This window comes from Pseudosulfitobacter sp. DSM 107133 (assembly GCF_022788695.1).
Lineage (GTDB): Bacteria > Pseudomonadota > Alphaproteobacteria > Rhodobacterales > Rhodobacteraceae > Pseudosulfitobacter.
Genome location: NZ_CP085154.1, coordinates 3,401,290 through 3,420,075, shown reverse-complemented (window position 1 = coordinate 3,420,075; position 18,786 = coordinate 3,401,290). Strand labels below are relative to the sequence as shown.

At 54.7% G+C, this 18,786-nt stretch carries 15 protein-coding genes, 3 tRNA genes and 3 rRNA genes; 16 read left to right on the top strand and 5 right to left on the bottom strand.

The features are described 5' to 3' along the window. Positions 1-4: 4 nt before the first annotated feature. From DSM107133_RS17030 to DSM107133_RS17000, 7 genes are all read left to right on the top strand, one after another. On the top strand, positions 5-1,144 hold the full coding sequence (locus DSM107133_RS17030) for a M20/M25/M40 family metallo-hydrolase (protein ID WP_114294251.1): 1,140 nt from the start codon (positions 5-7) through the stop codon (positions 1,142-1,144). 785 nt (positions 1,145-1,929) lie between these two features. Further along, positions 1,930-3,391: ribosomal RNA gene (locus tag DSM107133_RS17025) — 16S ribosomal RNA — on the top strand. Positions 3,392-3,647: 256 nt separating this feature from the next. After that, positions 3,648-3,724, top strand: a tRNA-Ile gene (locus DSM107133_RS17020). Positions 3,725-3,744: 20 nt separating this feature from the next. Then, a tRNA-Ala gene (locus DSM107133_RS17015) sits at positions 3,745-3,820 on the top strand. Positions 3,821-4,333: 513 nt separating this feature from the next. Next, a 23S ribosomal RNA gene (locus DSM107133_RS17010) occupies positions 4,334-7,209 on the top strand. Positions 7,210-7,359: 150 nt separating this feature from the next. Continuing rightward, positions 7,360-7,474: ribosomal RNA gene (gene rrf, locus DSM107133_RS17005) — 5S ribosomal RNA — on the top strand. Together the 16S, 23S and 5S rRNA genes with 3 tRNA genes alongside form the textbook arrangement of a ribosomal RNA operon. A gap of 57 nt (positions 7,475-7,531) precedes the next feature. Beyond that, positions 7,532-7,608, top strand: a tRNA-Met gene (locus DSM107133_RS17000). 259 nt (positions 7,609-7,867) lie between these two features. Here DSM107133_RS17000 and DSM107133_RS16995 read toward each other — a convergent pair. Beyond that, positions 7,868-8,443: an IS630 family transposase gene (locus DSM107133_RS16995; RefSeq protein ID WP_162792061.1), complete on the bottom strand. Its 576-nt coding sequence runs from the start codon at positions 8,441-8,443 to the stop codon at positions 7,868-7,870. Further along, a complete protein-coding gene (locus tag DSM107133_RS16990; RefSeq protein ID WP_114294110.1) occupies positions 8,440-8,637 on the bottom strand; it encodes a hypothetical protein in 198 nt (65 codons plus the stop codon). Before DSM107133_RS16990 ends, DSM107133_RS16995 begins: the two co-directional genes overlap by 4 nt. Between DSM107133_RS16990 and DSM107133_RS16985 the strand changes: the two genes are divergently transcribed. The 9 genes from DSM107133_RS16985 (at position 8,631) to DSM107133_RS16945 (ending at position 17,342) form a co-directional block, all read left to right on the top strand. Then, positions 8,631-8,915 (top strand): hypothetical protein, encoded by a 285-nt coding sequence (locus DSM107133_RS16985; protein WP_162792062.1) that lies wholly within the window; start codon positions 8,631-8,633, stop codon positions 8,913-8,915. The genes DSM107133_RS16990 and DSM107133_RS16985 overlap by 7 nt on opposite strands. Positions 8,916-8,995: 80 nt before the next feature. Then, positions 8,996-9,319, top strand: a complete 324-nt coding sequence (locus DSM107133_RS16980; protein WP_162792063.1) for a transposase — start codon at positions 8,996-8,998, stop codon at positions 9,317-9,319. Continuing rightward, positions 9,316-9,660, top strand: a complete 345-nt coding sequence (gene tnpB, locus DSM107133_RS16975; RefSeq protein WP_114294112.1) for an IS66 family insertion sequence element accessory protein TnpB — start codon at positions 9,316-9,318, stop codon at positions 9,658-9,660. Before DSM107133_RS16980 ends, tnpB begins: the two co-directional genes overlap by 4 nt. An 85-nt stretch (positions 9,661-9,745) precedes the next feature. Next, on the top strand, positions 9,746-11,341 hold the full coding sequence (locus DSM107133_RS16970) for an IS66 family transposase (protein ID WP_114294113.1): 1,596 nt from the start codon (positions 9,746-9,748) through the stop codon (positions 11,339-11,341). Between the two features lie 70 nt (positions 11,342-11,411). Then, on the top strand, positions 11,412-12,134 hold the full coding sequence (locus DSM107133_RS16965; RefSeq protein ID WP_114294126.1) for a hypothetical protein: 723 nt from the start codon (positions 11,412-11,414) through the stop codon (positions 12,132-12,134). A 101-nt stretch (positions 12,135-12,235) separates the two neighbouring features. Then, on the top strand, positions 12,236-14,308 hold the full coding sequence (locus DSM107133_RS16960) for a hypothetical protein (protein ID WP_162792064.1): 2,073 nt from the start codon (positions 12,236-12,238) through the stop codon (positions 14,306-14,308). Between the two features lie 73 nt (positions 14,309-14,381). Then, a complete protein-coding gene (locus DSM107133_RS16955; protein WP_114294129.1) occupies positions 14,382-14,963 on the top strand; it encodes a hypothetical protein in 582 nt (193 codons plus the stop codon). A gap of 181 nt (positions 14,964-15,144) precedes the next feature. Then, positions 15,145-15,744, top strand: coding sequence for a hypothetical protein (locus DSM107133_RS16950; RefSeq protein WP_114294130.1), 600 nt, complete (start codon positions 15,145-15,147; stop codon positions 15,742-15,744). A gap of 17 nt (positions 15,745-15,761) precedes the next feature. After that, positions 15,762-17,342 carry a hypothetical protein gene (locus DSM107133_RS16945; protein ID WP_114294131.1) on the top strand — a complete coding sequence of 527 codons (1,581 nt, stop codon included), beginning with the start codon at positions 15,762-15,764 and terminating at the stop codon, positions 17,340-17,342. A 213-nt stretch (positions 17,343-17,555) separates the two neighbouring features. Here the strand turns inward: DSM107133_RS16945 and DSM107133_RS16940 are convergent, their stop codons facing one another. The 3 genes from DSM107133_RS16940 to DSM107133_RS16930 form a co-directional block, all read right to left on the bottom strand. After that, positions 17,556-17,747, bottom strand: coding sequence for a hypothetical protein (locus tag DSM107133_RS16940; RefSeq protein ID WP_114294132.1), 192 nt, complete (start codon positions 17,745-17,747; stop codon positions 17,556-17,558). Further along, positions 17,737-18,390 carry a TIGR02594 family protein gene (locus DSM107133_RS16935; RefSeq protein ID WP_114294133.1) on the bottom strand — a complete coding sequence of 218 codons (654 nt, stop codon included), beginning with the start codon at positions 18,388-18,390 and terminating at the stop codon, positions 17,737-17,739. The genes DSM107133_RS16940 and DSM107133_RS16935 overlap by 11 nt, the downstream gene beginning before the upstream one ends. An 85-nt stretch (positions 18,391-18,475) precedes the next feature. Further along, positions 18,476-18,784 carry a hypothetical protein gene (locus DSM107133_RS16930; RefSeq protein WP_114294134.1) on the bottom strand — a complete coding sequence of 103 codons (309 nt, stop codon included), beginning with the start codon at positions 18,782-18,784 and terminating at the stop codon, positions 18,476-18,478. Between the last annotated feature and the right edge of the window lie 2 nt (positions 18,785-18,786).

The following is an 18,786-nucleotide window of genomic DNA, read 5'->3' as shown; positions in this document are numbered from 1 at the left end:
CACCATGACCAACCCGCTCGATCTGCCCTTTGATGCCGACGAAATGCTGGCAGGACTGAAACCCTGGATCGAAACCGAAAGCCCCACCTTTGACGCCGCTGCCGTCAACCGGATGATGGACGTGGTCCAGCACGATCTGGCGGCACTGGGCGCGCGGGTCGAGCGTATTCCTGGCCGGATGGGGCTGGGCGACAGCGTGCGCGCCACCATGCCCCACCCAAAGGCCGGGGAAGGCGGTATCCTGTTGCTGGGCCACCTTGATACGGTCCACCCTGTTGGCACGCTGACACAGCTTCCGTTCAAGCGTGAGGGTAGCATCTGCTATGGTCCCGGCCTGATGGACATGAAGGGCGGCAACTATGTCTTTCTGGATGCGCTGCGCAAACTGCTGGCCGCAGGCGTTGAAACGCCGCTGCCGGTCACGGTCCTGTTTACACCGGACGAAGAGATCGGCACGCCCTCGACCCGCGAGTTGATCGAAACCGAGGCCAAGCGGCACAAATACATCCTTGTCCCCGAACCGGCCCGCCCGGACGGCGGTGCCGTGATCGGGCGCTATGCGATTGCACGGTTCAACCTGCAAACCCGCGGCAAACCCAGCCACGCGGGTTGGGCGCTGGCCGAAGGCCGCTCGGCGATTTCCGAAATGGCAAAGTCGGTGGCGGTGATCGAGGGTATGACCACTGACGACTGCACGTTCTCGCTGGGAGTGTTCCATGCGGGCCAGTGGGTGAACTGCGTATCGTCCTTTTGCGACGCCGAAGTGCTGTCCATGGCCAAGACGCAGGAGCTGCTCGACGAGGGGGTGGCCAGGATGATGGCACTGAACTCGGATACGGGCGACGTGATCATGGAAGTGAAGCGCGGCGTGACCCGCCCTGTGTGGGAACCAAACCAGCCGGGCACCATGGCAATGCTGAAGCTGGCACAAGAGATTGCAGGCGAGATCGGTTTTGAAATGTCGGGGGCCTCGGCAGGTGGCGGCTCGGACGGCAACTTTACCGGCTTTCTGGGTCTGCCCACGCTGGATTCGATCGGGGTGCGCGGCAAGGGTCTGCACACGCTGACCGAACACATCGAGATCGACAGCCTGGTCGAACGCGCCAAGCTGGCGGCAGCCCTTTATTGCCGTCTGGGCGCCTGAGGGCGGCCGTACAGTTCCGGACACTTTATGTACAACAGTCGCCTGCACAGCCGTGCGGGCGACGGGCAGACAGCTTGATCTGCCATGCGATTGCCTCCCGATGCGGTGCGATTCCCCCGAAATCCCGAAAAAGCCGGTGCTGCGCATATGAATCGGCCGAGACTCGGACCGGATCGAGCCGGTGAATCACAGATTGCAGGAGATTCCCGCCGGAATGCCGTCTCCGGGGCTGGCGAATGGCGCTGGTTTCTGAAGGGGAGCAAGAAAATCACTTGCGTAAACTATTGTTATTAAATGGTTTTGTCGAAAAATTCAGAAAACTGTCATATTGTTGAAAAAAGGGGTTGCGGGTATTGGGAGTTAGACTTAGAACCCCCTTCACCGGCGGCGCAGTGATGCACCAACGGGGCGCCAGACGGGCCGGAGCGGAGACGCGGTGGCAACGAGGCGGAAGTAAAAACAGAGATAGAGCAGGCGGGGCGCGCCAAGAAGTTAGGGCGCATCACGGTTTGTTTTTGTCTCTACGCTCTTTGAAATTGATAATATCTGAAGAGATATGTGGGCGGTTTGGTTCATTCGATGGATCAACGTCTGTATATCGCGCTCTTAGGGAATGGGATTTATCTCGCTACCGATTATAGAGTGTCAGCTTCACTGTTTGTACGGCTTCTGGTTACTTTGGTAACTGAAGCACAACAAACAGAAAAGACGCCTGTATCATTCAGTAAGTGGTGCAGGTCGATGTGCAGAGGTTCGACGTCAAGGATAAGCAAGCAATTGCTTTTCAACTTGAGAGTTTGATCCTGGCTCAGAACGAACGCTGGCGGCAGGCCTAACACATGCAAGTCGAGCGCACCCTTCGGGGCGAGCGGCGGACGGGTTAGTAACGCGTGGGAATGTACCCTTCTCTATGGAATAGCCTCGGGAAACTGAGAGTAATACCATATACGCCCTTCGGGGGAAAGATTTATCGGAGAAGGATCAGCCCGCGTAAGATTAGATAGTTGGTGGGGTAATGGCCTACCAAGTCTACGATCTTTAGCTGGTTTTAGAGGATGATCAGCAACACTGGGACTGAGACACGGCCCAGACTCCTACGGGAGGCAGCAGTGGGGAATCTTAGACAATGGGCGCAAGCCTGATCTAGCCATGCCGCGTGTGTGATGAAGGCCTTAGGGTCGTAAAGCACTTTCGCCAGGGATGATAATGACAGTACCTGGTAAAGAAACCCCGGCTAACTCCGTGCCAGCAGCCGCGGTAATACGGAGGGGGTTAGCGTTGTTCGGAATTACTGGGCGTAAAGCGCACGTAGGCGGATCAGAAAGTTGGGGGTGAAATCCCAGGGCTCAACCCTGGAACTGCCTCCAAAACTCCTGGTCTTGAGTTCGAGAGAGGTGAGTGGAATTCCGAGTGTAGAGGTGAAATTCGTAGATATTCGGAGGAACACCAGTGGCGAAGGCGGCTCACTGGCTCGATACTGACGCTGAGGTGCGAAAGTGTGGGGAGCAAACAGGATTAGATACCCTGGTAGTCCACACCGTAAACGATGAATGCCAGTCGTCGGGCAGTATACTGTTCGGTGACACACCTAACGGATTAAGCATTCCGCCTGGGGAGTACGGTCGCAAGATTAAAACTCAAAGGAATTGACGGGGGCCCGCACAAGCGGTGGAGCATGTGGTTTAATTCGAAGCAACGCGCAGAACCTTACCAACCCTTGACATCCTAGGACAACTCCAGAGATGGAGCCTTCCTTCGGGACCTAGTGACAGGTGCTGCATGGCTGTCGTCAGCTCGTGTCGTGAGATGTTCGGTTAAGTCCGGCAACGAGCGCAACCCACATCTTTAGTTGCCAGCAGTTCGGCTGGGCACTCTAAAGAAACTGCCCGTGATAAGCGGGAGGAAGGTGTGGATGACGTCAAGTCCTCATGGCCCTTACGGGTTGGGCTACACACGTGCTACAATGGCATCTACAGTGGGTTAATCCCCAAAAGATGTCTCAGTTCGGATTGGGGTCTGCAACTCGACCCCATGAAGTCGGAATCGCTAGTAATCGCGTAACAGCATGACGCGGTGAATACGTTCCCGGGCCTTGTACACACCGCCCGTCACACCATGGGAGTTGGTTCTACCCGACGGCCGTGCGCCAACCTTTCGAGGAGGCAGCGGACCACGGTAGGATCAGCGACTGGGGTGAAGTCGTAACAAGGTAGCCGTAGGGGAACCTGCGGCTGGATCACCTCCTTTCTAAGGATGTTTCTAGTATCTCGAGCTTGCTCTTGATCGTGAAACACTTAGCAGGACAGCAAACAAAGCTGTCCACATTGAAGGCATCGCAAGATGACCTTTCGGACCGAGCCGTCCTCATATCTCTTCAGGAAATCGCGGCAGCAGCCGTTACCGGCAGCTGTCAGGTGACATAACCACTGAGTGCTGCTTACGGGCATTGCGTTGCAATACCCTGTCGCACACGGGTTTTGTTTTGCTCTGCAAAACGAAAACCGGGTCGGTAGCTCAGGTGGTTAGAGCGCACGCCTGATAAGCGTGAGGTCGGAGGTTCAAGTCCTCCTCGACCCACCAGTATCCCGAAAGGGTTAGATGGGGCCTTAGCTCAGCTGGGAGAGCGCCTGATTTGCATTCAGGAGGTCAGGAGTTCGATCCTCCTAGGCTCCACCATTACTTGGTAGAACACATCTTCAAGCATTCGTTGAATGTTTGAACGTCTGTTCTGCAGACGAGGATGCCAATTCCAACAGGAATTGCATCCGATTGACATCGTATAGAGAGATACAAGTTACTTTGAGAGCAATCTTGAAGTAACAACAACACCGTTTGATCGCCATAAGTAAGTGGATGATCTCGGGTTGGTGCTTGCGCCTTCGGGTTCAAGCGAGCGTTTGCATGGACTGTTTCCTCGGTCCCCCAGGCGTCTGCCATCCGAAACGAACGATGTTGTCCAAGTCAAGTACACTAACCAGAACGGTTCTGCTCATGTCCTGCACGGATCGTGAGCAACCAAGAGCCGTTCATTGTCAGCATGCCACAAACATGCTGGCGGGAAAAAGTATACTTTTGATCCCAGGAGAAGATCGGGTTTAGTTACCAGCTGCCCGGTCGCGATTGACGCAAAGGTCCTCAAGTCGCCGCAAGGCTACGGGTCGGCCTTCAAGTCTTTCTTTTTCTGGATCAAATCAAGCGCGAAAAGGGCGTTTGGTGAATGCCTTGGCAGTAAGAGGCGATGAAAGACGTGATACTCTGCGATAAGTCATGGGGAGCTGAGAATAAGCTTTGATCCATGAATTTCTGAATGGGGCAACCCACCTGATACTGTGTTATTTATCCTACCAGAAGAATGGTTATGCGGGGTTCGTCCTCAAGTAGCCCTCCGGGCGGTAGGACAAAATAATACGGTAAACCAGGTATTTCTAGACTGAATACATAGGTTTAGAAAAGCAAACCCGGGGAACTGAAACATCTAAGTACCCGGAGGAAAGGAAATCAATTGATACTCCCCTAGTAGCGGCGAGCGAACGGGGACCAGCCGAGCCTTGAATGTGAATAGAATGGTCTGGAAAGGCCAACCATAGTGGGTGACAGTCCCGTATATGAAGCACGATAGGACGTATTAAGTAGGGCGGAACACGTGAAATTCTGTCTGAAGATCGGAGGACCACCTTCGAAGGCTAAGTACTCCTTACTGACCGATAGTGAACCAGTACCGTGAGGGAAAGGTGAAAAGCACCCCGACGAGGGGAGTGAAACAGTACCTGAAACCGAACGCCTACAATCAGTTGGAGGGCCCTTGAGGCCTGACAGCGTACCTTTTGTATAATGGGTCATCGACTTGGTCTCACGAGCAAGCTTAAGCCGTTAGGTGTAGGCGCAGCGAAAGCGAGTCTTAATAGGGCGTCGAGTTCGTGGGATCAGACCCGAAACCGAGTGATCTAGGCATGACCAGGATGAAGGTAAGGTAACACTTACTGGAGGTCCGAACCCACACCTGTTGAAAAAGGTCGGGATGAGTTGTGCCTAGGGGTGAAAGGCCAATCAAACTCGGAGATAGCTGGTTCTCTGCGAAATCTATTTAGGTAGAGCGTCATCCGAATACCCTCGGGGGTAGAGCACTGGATGGGTAATGGGGCCCCACAGGCTTACTGATCCTAACCAAACTCCGAATACCGAGGAGTACTAGATGGCAGACACACGGCGAATGCTAACGTCCGTCGTGAAGAGGGAAACAACCCTGACCTACAGCTAAGGCCCCTAATTCATGGCTAAGTGGGAAAGCAGGTGGGACGACCAAAACAACCAGGAAGTTGGCTTAGAAGCAGCCATCTTTTAAAGATAGCGTAACAGCTCACTGGTCTAATCAAGTTGTCCTGCGGCGAAGATGTAACGGGGCTCAAGCCATGAGCCGAAGCTTAGGATGCACTTAGTGCATGGTAGCAGAGCGTAGTGTGACATAACTCCATGTCTCCTTAACCACTTCGGTGGGATTGGAGACGCGGAGTTTTCTGTGAAGCCGGCGCGTGAGCGATCCGGTGGAGAGATCACTAGTGAGAATGATGACATGAGTAGCGACAAAGGGAGTGAGAGACTCCCTCGCCGAAAGTCCAAGGGTTCCTGCTTAAAGCTAATCTGAGCAGGGTAAGCCGACCCCTAAGGCGAGGCCGAAAGGCGTAGTCGATGGGAACCAGGTTAATATTCCTGGGCCAGATGGAAGTGACGGATCTCGAAGGTAGTTCATCCTTATCGGATTGAATGGGCTGCTGAGAGGTTCCTGGAAATAGCTCCATCGCTAGATCGTACCCTAAACCGACACAGGTGGACTGGTAGAGAATACCAAGGCGCTTGAGAGAACTATGTTGAAGGAACTCGGCAAAATACCTCCGTAAGTTCGCGAGAAGGAGGCCCGGTTTCTAGGCAACTAGAGGCTGGGGGCACAAACCAGGGGGTGGCGACTGTTTATTAAAAACACAGGGCTCTGCGAAGTCGTAAGACGACGTATAGGGTCTGACGCCTGCCCGGTGCCTGAAGGTTAAAAGGAGGGGTGAGAGCTCTGAATTGAAGCCCAGGTAAACGGCGGCCGTAACTATAACGGTCCTAAGGTAGCGAAATTCCTTGTCGGGTAAGTTCCGACCTGCACGAATGGCGTAACGACTTCCCCGCTGTCTCCAACATAGACTCAGCGAAATTGAATTACCTGTCAAGATGCAGGTTTCCCGCGGTTAGACGGAAAGACCCCGTGCACCTTTACTACAGCTTCACACTGGCAATAGGTCAGGCATGTGCAGGATAGGTGGTAGGCTTTGAAGCAGGGACGCTAGTCCTTGTGGAGCCACCCTTGAGATACCACCCTTGCCTCGCTTGTTGTCTAACCGCGGTCCGTTATCCGGATCCGGGACCCTGTGTGGCGGGTAGTTTGACTGGGGCGGTCGCCTCCTAAAGCGTAACGGAGGCGCGCGAAGGTTGGCTCAGAGCGGTCGGAAATCGCTCGTTGAGTGCAATGGCAGAAGCCAGCCTGACTGCGAGACTGACAAGTCGAGCAGAGTCGAAAGACGGCCATAGTGATCCGGTGGTCCCAAGTGGGAGGGCCATCGCTCAACGGATAAAAGGTACGCCGGGGATAACAGGCTGATACTGCCCAAGAGTCCATATCGACGGCAGTGTTTGGCACCTCGATGTCGGCTCATCTCATCCTGGGGCTGGAGCAGGTCCCAAGGGTACGGCTGTTCGCCGTTTAAAGAGGTACGTGAGCTGGGTTTAGAACGTCGTGAGACAGTTCGGTCCCTATCTTCCGTGGGTGTAGGATACTTGAGAGGAGTTGCCCCTAGTACGAGAGGACCGGGGTGAACGATCCACTGGTGGACCAGTTGTCGTGCCAACGGCAGTGCTGGGTAGCTATGATCGGACAGGATAACCGCTGAAGGCATCTAAGCGGGAAGCCCCCCTCAAAACAAGGTATCCCTGAGAGCCGAGGTAGACCACCTCGTCGATAGGCCAGAGATGTAAGTGCGGTAACGCATTCAGTTGACTGGTACTAATTGCTCGATAGGCTTGATTTGATCCAGTAGAAGAAAGACTTCACACATAACACTGTGAATGAAACTTCGAACGACAATCAAAAGCATACACATCAGAATAGATGTACTTGGACTTGGACAGATGTTGTGATTTTACCTTCGGTAAAATCACAACGTAGAGGTTTTTCTTGGTTTGGTGATCATAGCGCAAGCAAAACACCCAGCCCCATCCCGAACCTGGCAGTTAAGTGCTGTAGCGCCGATGGTACTGCGTCTTAAGACGTGGGAGAGTAGGTCATTGCCAAACCTAGTAAAACCTCTACAAATCGTATCTCTCTAAACGATCCAACCAAAAACCATCTGGCGCGGGATGGAGCAGCCCGGTAGCTCGTCAGGCTCATAACCTGAAGGTCGTAGGTTCAAATCCTACTCCCGCAACCAAAAAACACCGCTAAATCAAACGCAAAAACCCGACTTAATCAGTCGGGTTTTTGCGTTTGCACGCTACATCAACGCCACATCAACACTGGACCAGAAAATCCGCAACGGCGTGCGTTCGCGGGCAGCGACAGGCGTTCGCGGGTAAACAGCGTATCTCACCGTCACCAAAGGCAGGAGACCGCGGTGGACTGCTTATCGCTTGTAAGCGGGAAGGACACCCCGTGGGTTAATGGCGGCGCTGGTCTAAAGCATTTCTAATTTAACCTGAGGCATATCCGGCAGCCTGAAAGTAGTTTGTACACTCCTGCGGGGAGTACATTGCGCAGATTTCGCCAAGGGCTTCGAACACCGAGGTGAATGATCGCGCACTGATGCGTCTGAGGTGAGCCTTCAATTTGGAGAAAGCCAACTCAATCGGGTTCAGGTCTGGCGAATATGGCGGCAGATAGAGGAACCAGCATCCATGAGCCTTGAGCGCCGCAGCGGCTTCTTTGTTGTGATGCGTCGCGAGGTTGTCGAGAACCACGGCTGTGCCTGGCGCGATCTCAGGGATCAGGACCTTTTGCACATAGGCCGCGAAGGCAGGACCATCCATCGCGCCTTTGATCACCCAAGGTGCGATCAGAGACTCTTGTGTTAGCCCCGCAATCAGGGTTTGGGTTCCCCAACTGCCGAAGGGCGCATCCATCGTCAGGCGTTCGCCACGCGGGGCCCAGCCGCGCAGCCGGGCGAGGTTCGTTTTGACCGCTGTTTCATCAAGAAAGACAACGCGTTCCGGCATCCGCGCAATGGCTGGCAAACGGTGTGTGAACCAGTCCTCACGTCGTCGCCTCACCTTGGCACGGTGACGTTCGGTAGCGACCAGTGACTTTTTTTGTGCGTGAACCCGAGACGCTTTAGCAGATGCCCGATAGCAGAGTGCTGGACCTGCAGTCCGGTTGCATCAGCAAGCGCATCACGCAGCTCAAACAGTGTGATATCAGGGTCTTGAGCAATCAACTCTTCGAAAAAACCAACATGGGGTGCCAATTTTCCTGACCCTTTTGGACGACCCTGTACGGCAGGATCAGCCCGGCCCGTCGTTTGGATCTGATGCCGCCACCGGGCGCCCGTTGCTGGCGACAGCTTCAAGCGTGCTGCCGCCGCTCGCCCGCTTAACCCTTCCTCAATATATCTCTGAAACCGCGCACGTAGCGCTGATGGCAAAGGTGCTGACATTGTTCATCCTCCCAAACAGGATGAATCACAATCAGGCCAGTTTGGGAATCCCCAGCGATTCAGGTTTTGTTAGAAACGCTTTAGGGTAGGCTTTTGGCGATGATCTGATCGCCGAGGTTCCATGTCTACGACTAGTTCTACGCCTATGCCTGCGACTGGTAGCTTACAGTTGATCGAGGCTGTGACGGAGCGGCTTGACGGTGCGCCAATCGGCGAGCGGCGCCGGTGGTCTGATGAGTTCAAGGAGAGGGCCGTTGCCGCGGCGCTGGAGCCGGGCGTGAACGTTTCAGCGCTGGCCCGCCGTCTGGGGATTTCGCCACCGCAACTGTTTGGTTGGCGCAAGGCTTTCCTGAAGAAGCAGACCCATGATATTGCTCCCGCCGCATCTGTGCCGATGGTGGAGATCTTAGTGGGAGGTGTCGTCATCCGTGTCAGCCCTGATCTCGACGAGGCTGCGTTGCGCCGGATCCTGCGTGCGGTGCGCTCAGTATGATCCCCTCCGGCGTGAAGGTCTTTCTGGCGAGCCATCCGGTAGACTTCCGTAAGGGACCCGACAGCCTTCTGTCGTTGGTGCGCGATGCTGGCCAAGACCCGTTCAGCGGCGCGCTTTATGTGTTCCGTGCGAAGCGCGCAGACCGGATCAAGATCGTCTGGTGGGACGGCAGCGGCGTCTGCCTTTATGCGAAGCGTCTCGAGAAATCTGCGTTCTGCTGGCCGCGTATCGGGCATGTCCGGGTCCAGCTCAACCACGCCCAGCTCATGGCGCTTGTGGATGGTCTGGACTGGAAGCGGGTGCGTCCCATGGCGGTAAGAACGCCAGTATTTGCTGGATAATCCGGCTGCGGCAAAGTGAATCAACTGCCCCTTGGGCGCGGATATCCTGCGGCATGGCTGGCCAGGATGTGCTATCTCCAATGCCATGAGCGCCGATGATCTTTCCCTCCCTGATGACATGGACCAGCTGAAGTCCATGGTCCGCGCCATGGCTGCGCAGGCGTCGCGCGCGGATGCGCTGGAGCGTGAGATAGAGACGCTCAAGGCCCGCAATGCGGATGCCGACGAGCGGATCAAACGGCTGATGCAGATCCTGAAGGCTTATGATCGGGCGCGGTTCGGACGACGCTCCGAGAAGCTCGGTTCTGCCGCGGCGGATGATGAGGGTGCGCAACAGGCTTTCCTTTTTGAGGAGATCGAAACGGGTATCTCGACGCTGCGGGCGGAGGTTGGCACGGGCCAGGCCGCACAGCACAAGCGGGCCTCCCGGCCACGCAAGGGCTTTCCGCCGCATCTGGAGCGCGTCGAAGTGGTGATCGAGCCTGAGGATCTGCCGGAGCACGCGGGCAAGCAAAAGGTGCTGATCGGTGAGGACGTGTCCGAACGTCTGGATGTGATCCCGGCGAAGTTCCGGGTGATCGTCACGCGCCGCCCCAAATACACGTTCAAAGGCTGGGACGGTGTCATTCAGGCTCTGGCCCCGGCGCATATCATCGAGAGTGGACTGCCGACCGAGGCGTTGCTGGCGCAGATCGCGGTCTCGAAATACGCCGATGGCCTGCCGCTCTATCGTCAGGAGGGGATCTATGCCCGTGATGGCGTGGAGCTAGACCGACGGCTGATGGCGCAGTGGATGGGCCGGACAGGTTTTGAGCTGGATATCCTCGCAGACCATGTCCTGAGCGAGATCCTGAAAGGGGACAGGGTCTTCGCGGATGAGACCAGCCTGCCGACCCTCGCCCCCGGCACCGGCAGCACAAAAAAGGCCTGGCTCTGGGCCTATGCCCGCGATGACAGCACCTTTGGTGGAAGTGGTCCGCCCATGGTGGCCTATCGCTTTGAGGACAGCCGGTCTGGCGATTGTGTGCGGCGGCATCTCGCAGGGTATCGTGGTATCCTGCAGGTGGACGGTTATGCCGCCTACAACAAGCTCACGCGCAAGGGCGGAGGCAATGACGGCCCGCTGCTCGCTGGATGCTGGGCACACAGCCGACGGCGGTTCTATGAACTCCATATTGCCGGGGACAGCCAAGTCGCCACCACTACGGTCGAGCGCATGGCAGATCTCTGGAAGCTTGAGGCTGATGTGCGAGGTCAAAGCCCTGAAGCCCGCGCTGTCGCACGGCAGGCTGTCTCGGCTCCGATCGTCGCGGAAATGTTCGCACTCTGGGAGCAAACCCTGCCGCGTATCTCGGACAAGTCGAAGCTGGCAGAAGCGCTGCGCTATGCCATGACGCGTCGCGACATTTTCGAGCGCTTCCTGAGTGACGGCCGCATCGAGCTAGATTCCAACATCGTCGAGCGCGCCATCAGGCCCCAGACAATCACGAGGAAAAACAGCCTGTTTGCGGGATCTGATGGCGGAGGTTGCACTTGGGCCACTATCGCCACTCTACTGCAGACCTGCAAGATGAACAGTGTCGACCCAGTCGCGTGGCTGACCCAGACCTTGGAGCGCATCGCCAACCAGTGGCCGCGCGCCGAAATCCACTCCCTCATGCCTTGGAATTACAAGGCCTAACGGCCTCAGCTTGTCGCTTACTATCGCTTTGCATCTGGTCCGGCAAAAAATCCCGTGGCAGCATCGCGCCATGATCATCTTCCGCCCCCTGTCTGATGACGATCCCGCCCTTGCATACTCCCCGCTTCTGCGAGCCGCGCTGCTGACGCTGCAGTATGCCCAGGACCATGGGGCCATCGGGTTGACCCAAACGAAAGCCTTCAAGCGCGTCTTCGTCCATTGGGCGGTGGAACACTTTGACTGGCCCGGTTCAAGCGCGCTCGAGATTTTCCGCTATAACAAGGTCATCAATGAATACGAATTCCCGCCGCTCGAGGTGCTGCACTACGTGTTGATCACCTTGCGCCTCGGGCGGCACTTCAAGCGCGAGTTCCGCCTGACCAAGCGTGGGGCAGAACTGGCACAGGCCCCAGCGCAGTTGTTTGCTGAACTCATCCCGTTCTACGTCCTCCAGATCGATCATGCATCCTACGCCCGCTTTGAAGAGCGCCCCTTCGGCAAATGGGATGTCTGGATGAATGTCATCAACGTCGAGGCCGACCATGACACCACCGAGCGGGCGCTGTTCGCGGCGTTCTATGGCGAAGAGCATGATTGGGACAATGCCGGTTGGCGGGAGATGGCCGAGTTCTCCTCCTGCGTCCTGCGCCCGCTTGAATGGGCCGGATTGCTTGTCCAAACCCGAGAAGAGCGCGAGAATAAGTATGTGCACCACGTGAACAAGAGGCCATTGTGGCGCGCCGCCCTGAAGTTGGACACAGACGAAATGTTGCAGCCGGTTGCCTTCGAGTAGGGAGTCGGAGCGTCTTGCAACACCAAATAAATTGACAGTTTCTAAACCAAGAGTGACAACTACCAGCTACCCGAATGCTGAACGGAAAAGATTAAGTTATAATGAAATTCGATGGATATGATCGAGATAGCGGAAAACTGGCGAAGTACATAGATGGAACCTGTATCGCGCCTAGGCTAGTTGAAATTCGTGCAGATTTCGCGCGCAGCGAAGCATTGCGACATTTTTTCGACGCGAAGGAGGCGAGCGACTTCTATTTTGAAGATCTGCTGAACAGTTTTGTCGCACTTGCTCTGTACCCAGTGAATTTTGCAGTCTTTGTTGAAGATGGTGATCGGCTCGTCCAAAAATGCCATTTCTGCCTTGATCAGAAACATGAAGACAATTTCAATGCTGATTTAGAGAAGCTTGACAAAACGATTGGCGATCCTCGTGACACGCCGTTTTTCCGTCTCTTCCCCGACTTGCTGGAGGGTCCGCGGCACTTCATTGTAATTTATCATATGGACACGAAGAAATCGGTTTCGACGCTCGTACGCTCTGGAAGTTCTTGCTTTCCACTAACCCGTCAGGATGAACAGGATCAAAGGTTTGATCCTTCTCTTCCTGTGATTCAGACAGCCGATCAATATATTGCAAGTTGTGCAGATTATTTCTTTCAGTTTAAATGGGACGTTTTCACTAGTAATTTCGCCGAACAGGCTGGGTTATATCTTGCTCGCTCGCTGGAAAGACTGTCTGCAGACCATCAAGATTGGAACGTCCGTGCACAACAGGTGGCGGAGTTCCTCGACTCAACATCATTCCCGGACCTCAGCCCTGACGGCACACCAGAGGATGATCCGCGACCAAACCATGAATGGTGGAAAAATCGGCTAAATGGTACGTTTCGAACAGTTCTGCACGACACGCGAGGTGGCATCTCATTGGTGACCTCCATGATGCAGGAGAAGAGCGCACCGCAACAAAAAGAGGACCCCGGGAGTTACCCACCAAATATGTTTCTGGCGTTCAGAACGTTTTCAAGAGATGTTGATAAGGCTCGACATCGCTTCAACGCTGAGAAGCAAGGCTACCTTTATGACACTTCATTTCTTGTACCAGATGACCTTCGAAGAAACTTCTCCCTTATTTTGGGAAAAATCAGACATGATGGCGAAAATGCTCGGGCAAAAGTTGATGCGGGAGATGCCGTAAGTTTCGCCGATGCATATGAAGGTCCTAACGCTACAAGGCGGCTATATCGTAACATAACACTTGGTGATGATGCTGACACCAGAACGGCTAAAACGCTAAGGATCTTAGATGATGATTTTTGGAACCTGATAAGCGAAGACAAGGGCGTAGATCAGTGTATCCGCATTCTGGAAAGTTGGGTTGGGTCCAAGGTACGAAGTCTTGTGGATCCCGTGTACCATACCGGGCTGATTCATACGAATCACCTGTTTGAGTTGGGCGGTCTAGACCGGCTGGGACAGCTGGGAGCCATGGACATTGGCGCAATGTCCGACGTACCTGAAAATTGCTGGGACGATGTGCGCAGAGTAACCATATTCTACTATGTTCTCTCAGAGATGATGGGATGGGCCGGAACAAACAAGGCCTTCGAGCCATCCAATCTCGCCGCTGTACTTATCCCTATTCGAATGCGTGGGTCAGTATGGGGTGTAACGATTCACGGTGTCTATACACCAGATTATGAAACAATCTTCGCCGACCAAAGGTATTGGCAAGGATGTTTTAAACTCATGACCGATCACCGACAGAAAAATTCTCAACTTTTTGACCGATATCTGTGGGGGCTGGCCGAGCAACTTGTAGTAGATTTATTCCTCCGGTTCTTTCCTCCACAGTTGCGCTATGGGGCTGGCGATTTCAAAGCTGCGATAGATGATATCAACAATGAATTGCTGTGCGCTATGCGATATTCTCCGTTTGCATTTCCTAAGTTTGAAGAAGCGAAAGAACAGCCAACCCATGAAAACCACGTGAGTTTTTCGCCACACAATACTACGCGTCATTGGTTGATGTGGGAGATTGTAGACAATCCTTTCTTTACGGCACGACAGTCTTGGGACAAACGGGCAACGCGGAACTTTGTGCAGGTTGTCGCCTACGCCATCCTGAGTTCGATGGATAAACGGGCGTCAGAGAAAACGTCGCTGGTTCGATGACACGAGTAGCTTGCAAACTTCCGCAAATGAGGGCAGATACTGTGCTCAACTGAGAATCAAGAGGTTAAACTTTATGCCCGGCGGAAAAAAAGCGACTTCGGTCGACGAAGATGTTCTTGGAACTGAGCAGCTTCTTGAGGATGATTCCGCGGAGATTTTGCGCCAGAGTGACCGCTTTCGAACAGTAAGGCGGTTGGTCGACTTGTTTAGCTACCTCGAAATTTCGAGAGAAGATACTGAGATCCTCGAGAACGCCCTTTTAAATGCCCAAACCGACCGACGTAAGAGCGATCCGCAGCAGAACGCCTCCATTATGCCCTACCTTGTTAGATCCTTGGCTCAAAATGGTGTTGTTGAGCGCGAAACCGACGGTTCGATTCCTGACTTGAGTGAAGCGCCGCGGGATAGTTTTCGCGGCGTAAATGTTGATGGCGATGCGTTTGAATATCTTTTGAAGACTTATGGTGCGTGGCTTCAGGATGGAAAGAAGTGTCTGGATCGCCCGTCAGCAACGCAGTTGGATGGGAAGCTCGTCAAAGCACTTCAGCAAAAATATACGCGCAATAGGCGCTCTATGCCTCCGCTATCTGAGGTATTTCCAACGGTGACGGAAGCGCGCGCGATCCGTGAAAAGTTCGGCATCGCTGGGCTTTAGTGCGGCCATCATCTTTTATTGCTCATATGAGCAATAAAAGATTGCTCACCCATGGTTAATGCGATACTAACACCCTTAGGGTCGTGTATCGAACTCGACCTGACCCAAGGGTAAAGCCGCGCGGATCAGTTTGTGGTCGCAGCGTGACCGGCCACGCCCTTCGAAGGAAAGGGCGTGCGCGATGACGGACCGACAGCATCTTTCTAGAACTAAAAGTGGCCTTTTGGTGATGCTTGATCGTCAGGGCCAATTCAGCACCGTTGACAGAGTCAGCATTCGTCGTCGCAGCTATCACGATGACACATCAACTTTTCTAGGTGACCCGGTTGATGATGAACGTGGCCAAGACTGCTCTGTCTTCCCACGCTGGTTTGTGTTCCCACTCGAGGGCCCCAGTGATCCGAACCTAGCTAGGACCGACGACGCAGTTGAGACGGCGAACCCCGAAAAGCGCGATATCAACTCGTACTGGATTGCAAAGCGTCTGATTATTCCCGTTGGCTTCGCGGTGCTATTCGTACTTTATCTGACCGTTCGTTCCGCTTCGATCGAGTCGATCAAAACGGAGACTGATCCAGCCTTCTTCAAATTCAAATGTACACTCCTCGATTTGGAAGCCCGGGTGATGGGCGACGATCCAACACGCGCGATGCTGGTGCGCCACGGTTGCAAGTGGGTCGAAGCACCATCCGCTGCGGTAAGCCACCCGACGCGAGGACCAGCAAACCTACACACAAATGTGCTGCCGCGCGAGTCTGACAGCGATCCCCATTTCCAATAAATCTGAAGGATGAAGCGATGAAAAACCATACTTCTGTCGATCCGCATGATGAAGGACGAAGCATCGTGGCTACGTTGCCGAGCGCGATCTTTTGGACTGCGTCTACTGGCCTAACCGGCTACGGTGTCTTCCAATCCATCCGCCAAAGCATTGAAAATGATCCCATAGCCATTTTGATTTCGCTCGCCACGACCAGTGCATTGACTTTTACTGCTTTCAATCTTTTTCGTCATGCTGGTTCCCAACTTGGTAAGGGGGCTAAGCCGTTGAGAGAATTGGCGGGTTATGTCGACCTAGACGCCGCACCGCGTTTTCGGAAGCTGGCATTGGTTTCGGGACTTCTCATACTGCTCATTTCAAGTTGGTTCTCATTCAGCTCCATGGTCTTCTTAAAATTCGGAGATGAGTTACAGCGAGGTATGAATGCCGAAGTACAAGCTTCATTGATTGCTCCAATCCGTGACTTGAGGACATCAGCTTTGCAGGTTGAACGTGAAAGCGCAGCACTTGCACGTGTGGCGATGCAAAGATCTCGAATCGAGGCGACTGATGGTGGGCAATGCGTTGCAAGCGGGCCGGGTGAAGGCCCTATCGCTCAGATGATTTCTGACCACGTTATATCCGCATCAGCTATCGCAGCGCAGGCGAAAGCCATAAGCGATGGAACTGATCTCGCTTTGGCCGCAATTACAAAGTCGACCAATCAGATGATGGTCGACGACGCCTACTCCAAAGCGCAAAATTTGTTGGCGAGTGACGGCCGCAACGACATCCTCAGGCAGGCGCAAGATTTACAACGCGGATACGCTGGTGCTGGTTTTGTACGTGGCTATGGTACAATATTTTGTCCAAGAGGGGCTGCATCGATGTTGCCCGCGTTGGACAGATTGGTGGCGGCCGCACAAGTAGACATTGACCTTCCAGCTAGCGCACCACGCTTTCAGAAAGCTTCCATTGTAGACTCGGCAACTTGGCAGCTGCGAGCGTTACTCACCTTCGGCGAAAATAGATTGCCTGGAGTCAACTATTGGTACCTTTTTGTGTTCGGCATTGTCGCATTGTTCCTTGATGGTGCAGGCGCATTTACCGCTCACCTGTCTGGTCTTCTTAGGGGGTCTCGCTTGACCACACGTGAAGCAAAGGCTCTCGAAACCTGTAGCGAAATAATGGAAGCATTGATTTGGGAGACTCCAGCGAGGTATCATCGAAGCACCACGGGCGATGTGATTCATGCGGATTTTGACACTGTACTTGTCATGCCGACTGAGGTTGAAGATAGCGAAGACGAAGCATTGCTTAGAGCAGCCCGGCGTTTTGTTTCAGCTTATGGACTTGAAGCCGATATTACCCGTACTGCGCGCAGCTTAAACGAACTGCCACCGTCCTTTCGTTACCTTCAGCGCCGTTTGGTGCGATTGGGTTTTGCAGGCGAAATGGTAGACATTTATCGCGGTACATCTGAAGCTTGGGACAAAGTCGCGGAACATCGCCGGACTCTGCGGATGTACTTCGGAAAAAGCGCGTTTGTGGCAAGAGGATCGGCCACAACTGGGAAGAGGGAGCAAAATGTTGCCGTGTTACCACTTCAATCCGTCTGACTAGTTAAAAACCGTGTTAGCCTTTGGTCGCCATTTGAACAATTAATTTGTTCTTTGATGGCGGCCAAAATCTTTCAATGAGTTTCGATCATCGATGACGATGAATAGCTAGCAACAGCGAGTAGTGATAAATCCACGGCACAGGCAACCTTTGTCTTCATTGGAGCCACTTATGGTCAAAGCGGTTAGTGACCGCTCCAATACTGGTTAAAACTATCGTGTCCGTTTGTCAGTGACTGACCAAACAACCGATCCGATGGTCAGCAGCGCACCGATGACGGGCTCGATTTCGGATTCCTGGGCATAGCCCTTCGCAACCAGCGCGGTGCCAGCAACGGTGAGAATTTGGCGAACAAGAGCTAGGATGGCTGGTTTCAGCATCGTGTTCTCCGGATCATATTTCATTGGTGGTTGAGAGGAGTTCGCCGGGCTTCATTGTCGGCAGGCACAGCAGGCGGGGTGGGTAAGTTGAGGGCCAGCGCGCACCGAAAAGGCGGGACTTAGCGATCCGGGCGACGGTGACGGCATCCGACTGGTTGCCGCCGAGCACGTAGAAATGCGTATCGTCCTGTCCCATCGCGAAACCGACATGACCGCCAGACCCGCGCTCGAAGACCAGCACCGCGCCAGTGATCGGCTGGACTTCCCGCCCGAACAGCAGCCAGTTGCGCGCCCAGTAGGGATTTGTGCCCAGCGCGCCGAGCAGCGGTTCATCAGGCAGTCCCATGCGGATGCAGGTTTCCACGAAATCCCCGCACCAGGGGTTCTTGGACGGATCGCCAAGGGATCGCCCATCGCGTTTCAGCCAATCCATCAGCCAGGATCTGTCGCGGGCCTCATGACGGCCGAGGGCGGATTTTGCCTCGGTGATCCAAGGCAAAGGACCCGGCGGCGCGACAGATGCCGCACGACCGTTGGCGGCCAGCAGTGCTTTGATGGCGCGGGCGGTGCGCAGGCCCCAGAGGCCGTCGATGGCGCCGGGCGAATGGCCGAGTTTGTCGAGACCGCTTTGGATCAGGCGGATTGGTTCGCGGGTGTCGGTGTGCACGGGGAGTCTCCTTTCGCCCGTCGCCGGGCATCAAAAAACCCGCCTTGCGGGCGGGTCGGGTTGGATCGGGATGGTTGAGGGATGGTCAGTCGGTGCGGCCGCGCTGGAAGGCTTCGAACATCAGATCGCGCATGGCGCGGATATCGGTCTCGATACGTTCCAGCCGATCGGCATCGTCGTCGCGATCTTCGGCGCGCTGGCGATCGACGCGGTCGCGTTCCTGGCTGAGTTCGCGATCCAGACGGGCGAGCATGGCGTCGTTCGTGAAAGCCTTGCGCGTGACGGATGCCAAAAGTGCGATCGTCCCGCCGATCAGCGCGGTGACGGCGGCCCCAATCCCGTTGTCGCGCAGGGCCTCGGCGACCTCCTGCAGGAAGCTGGTTTTCTCAGTCATGG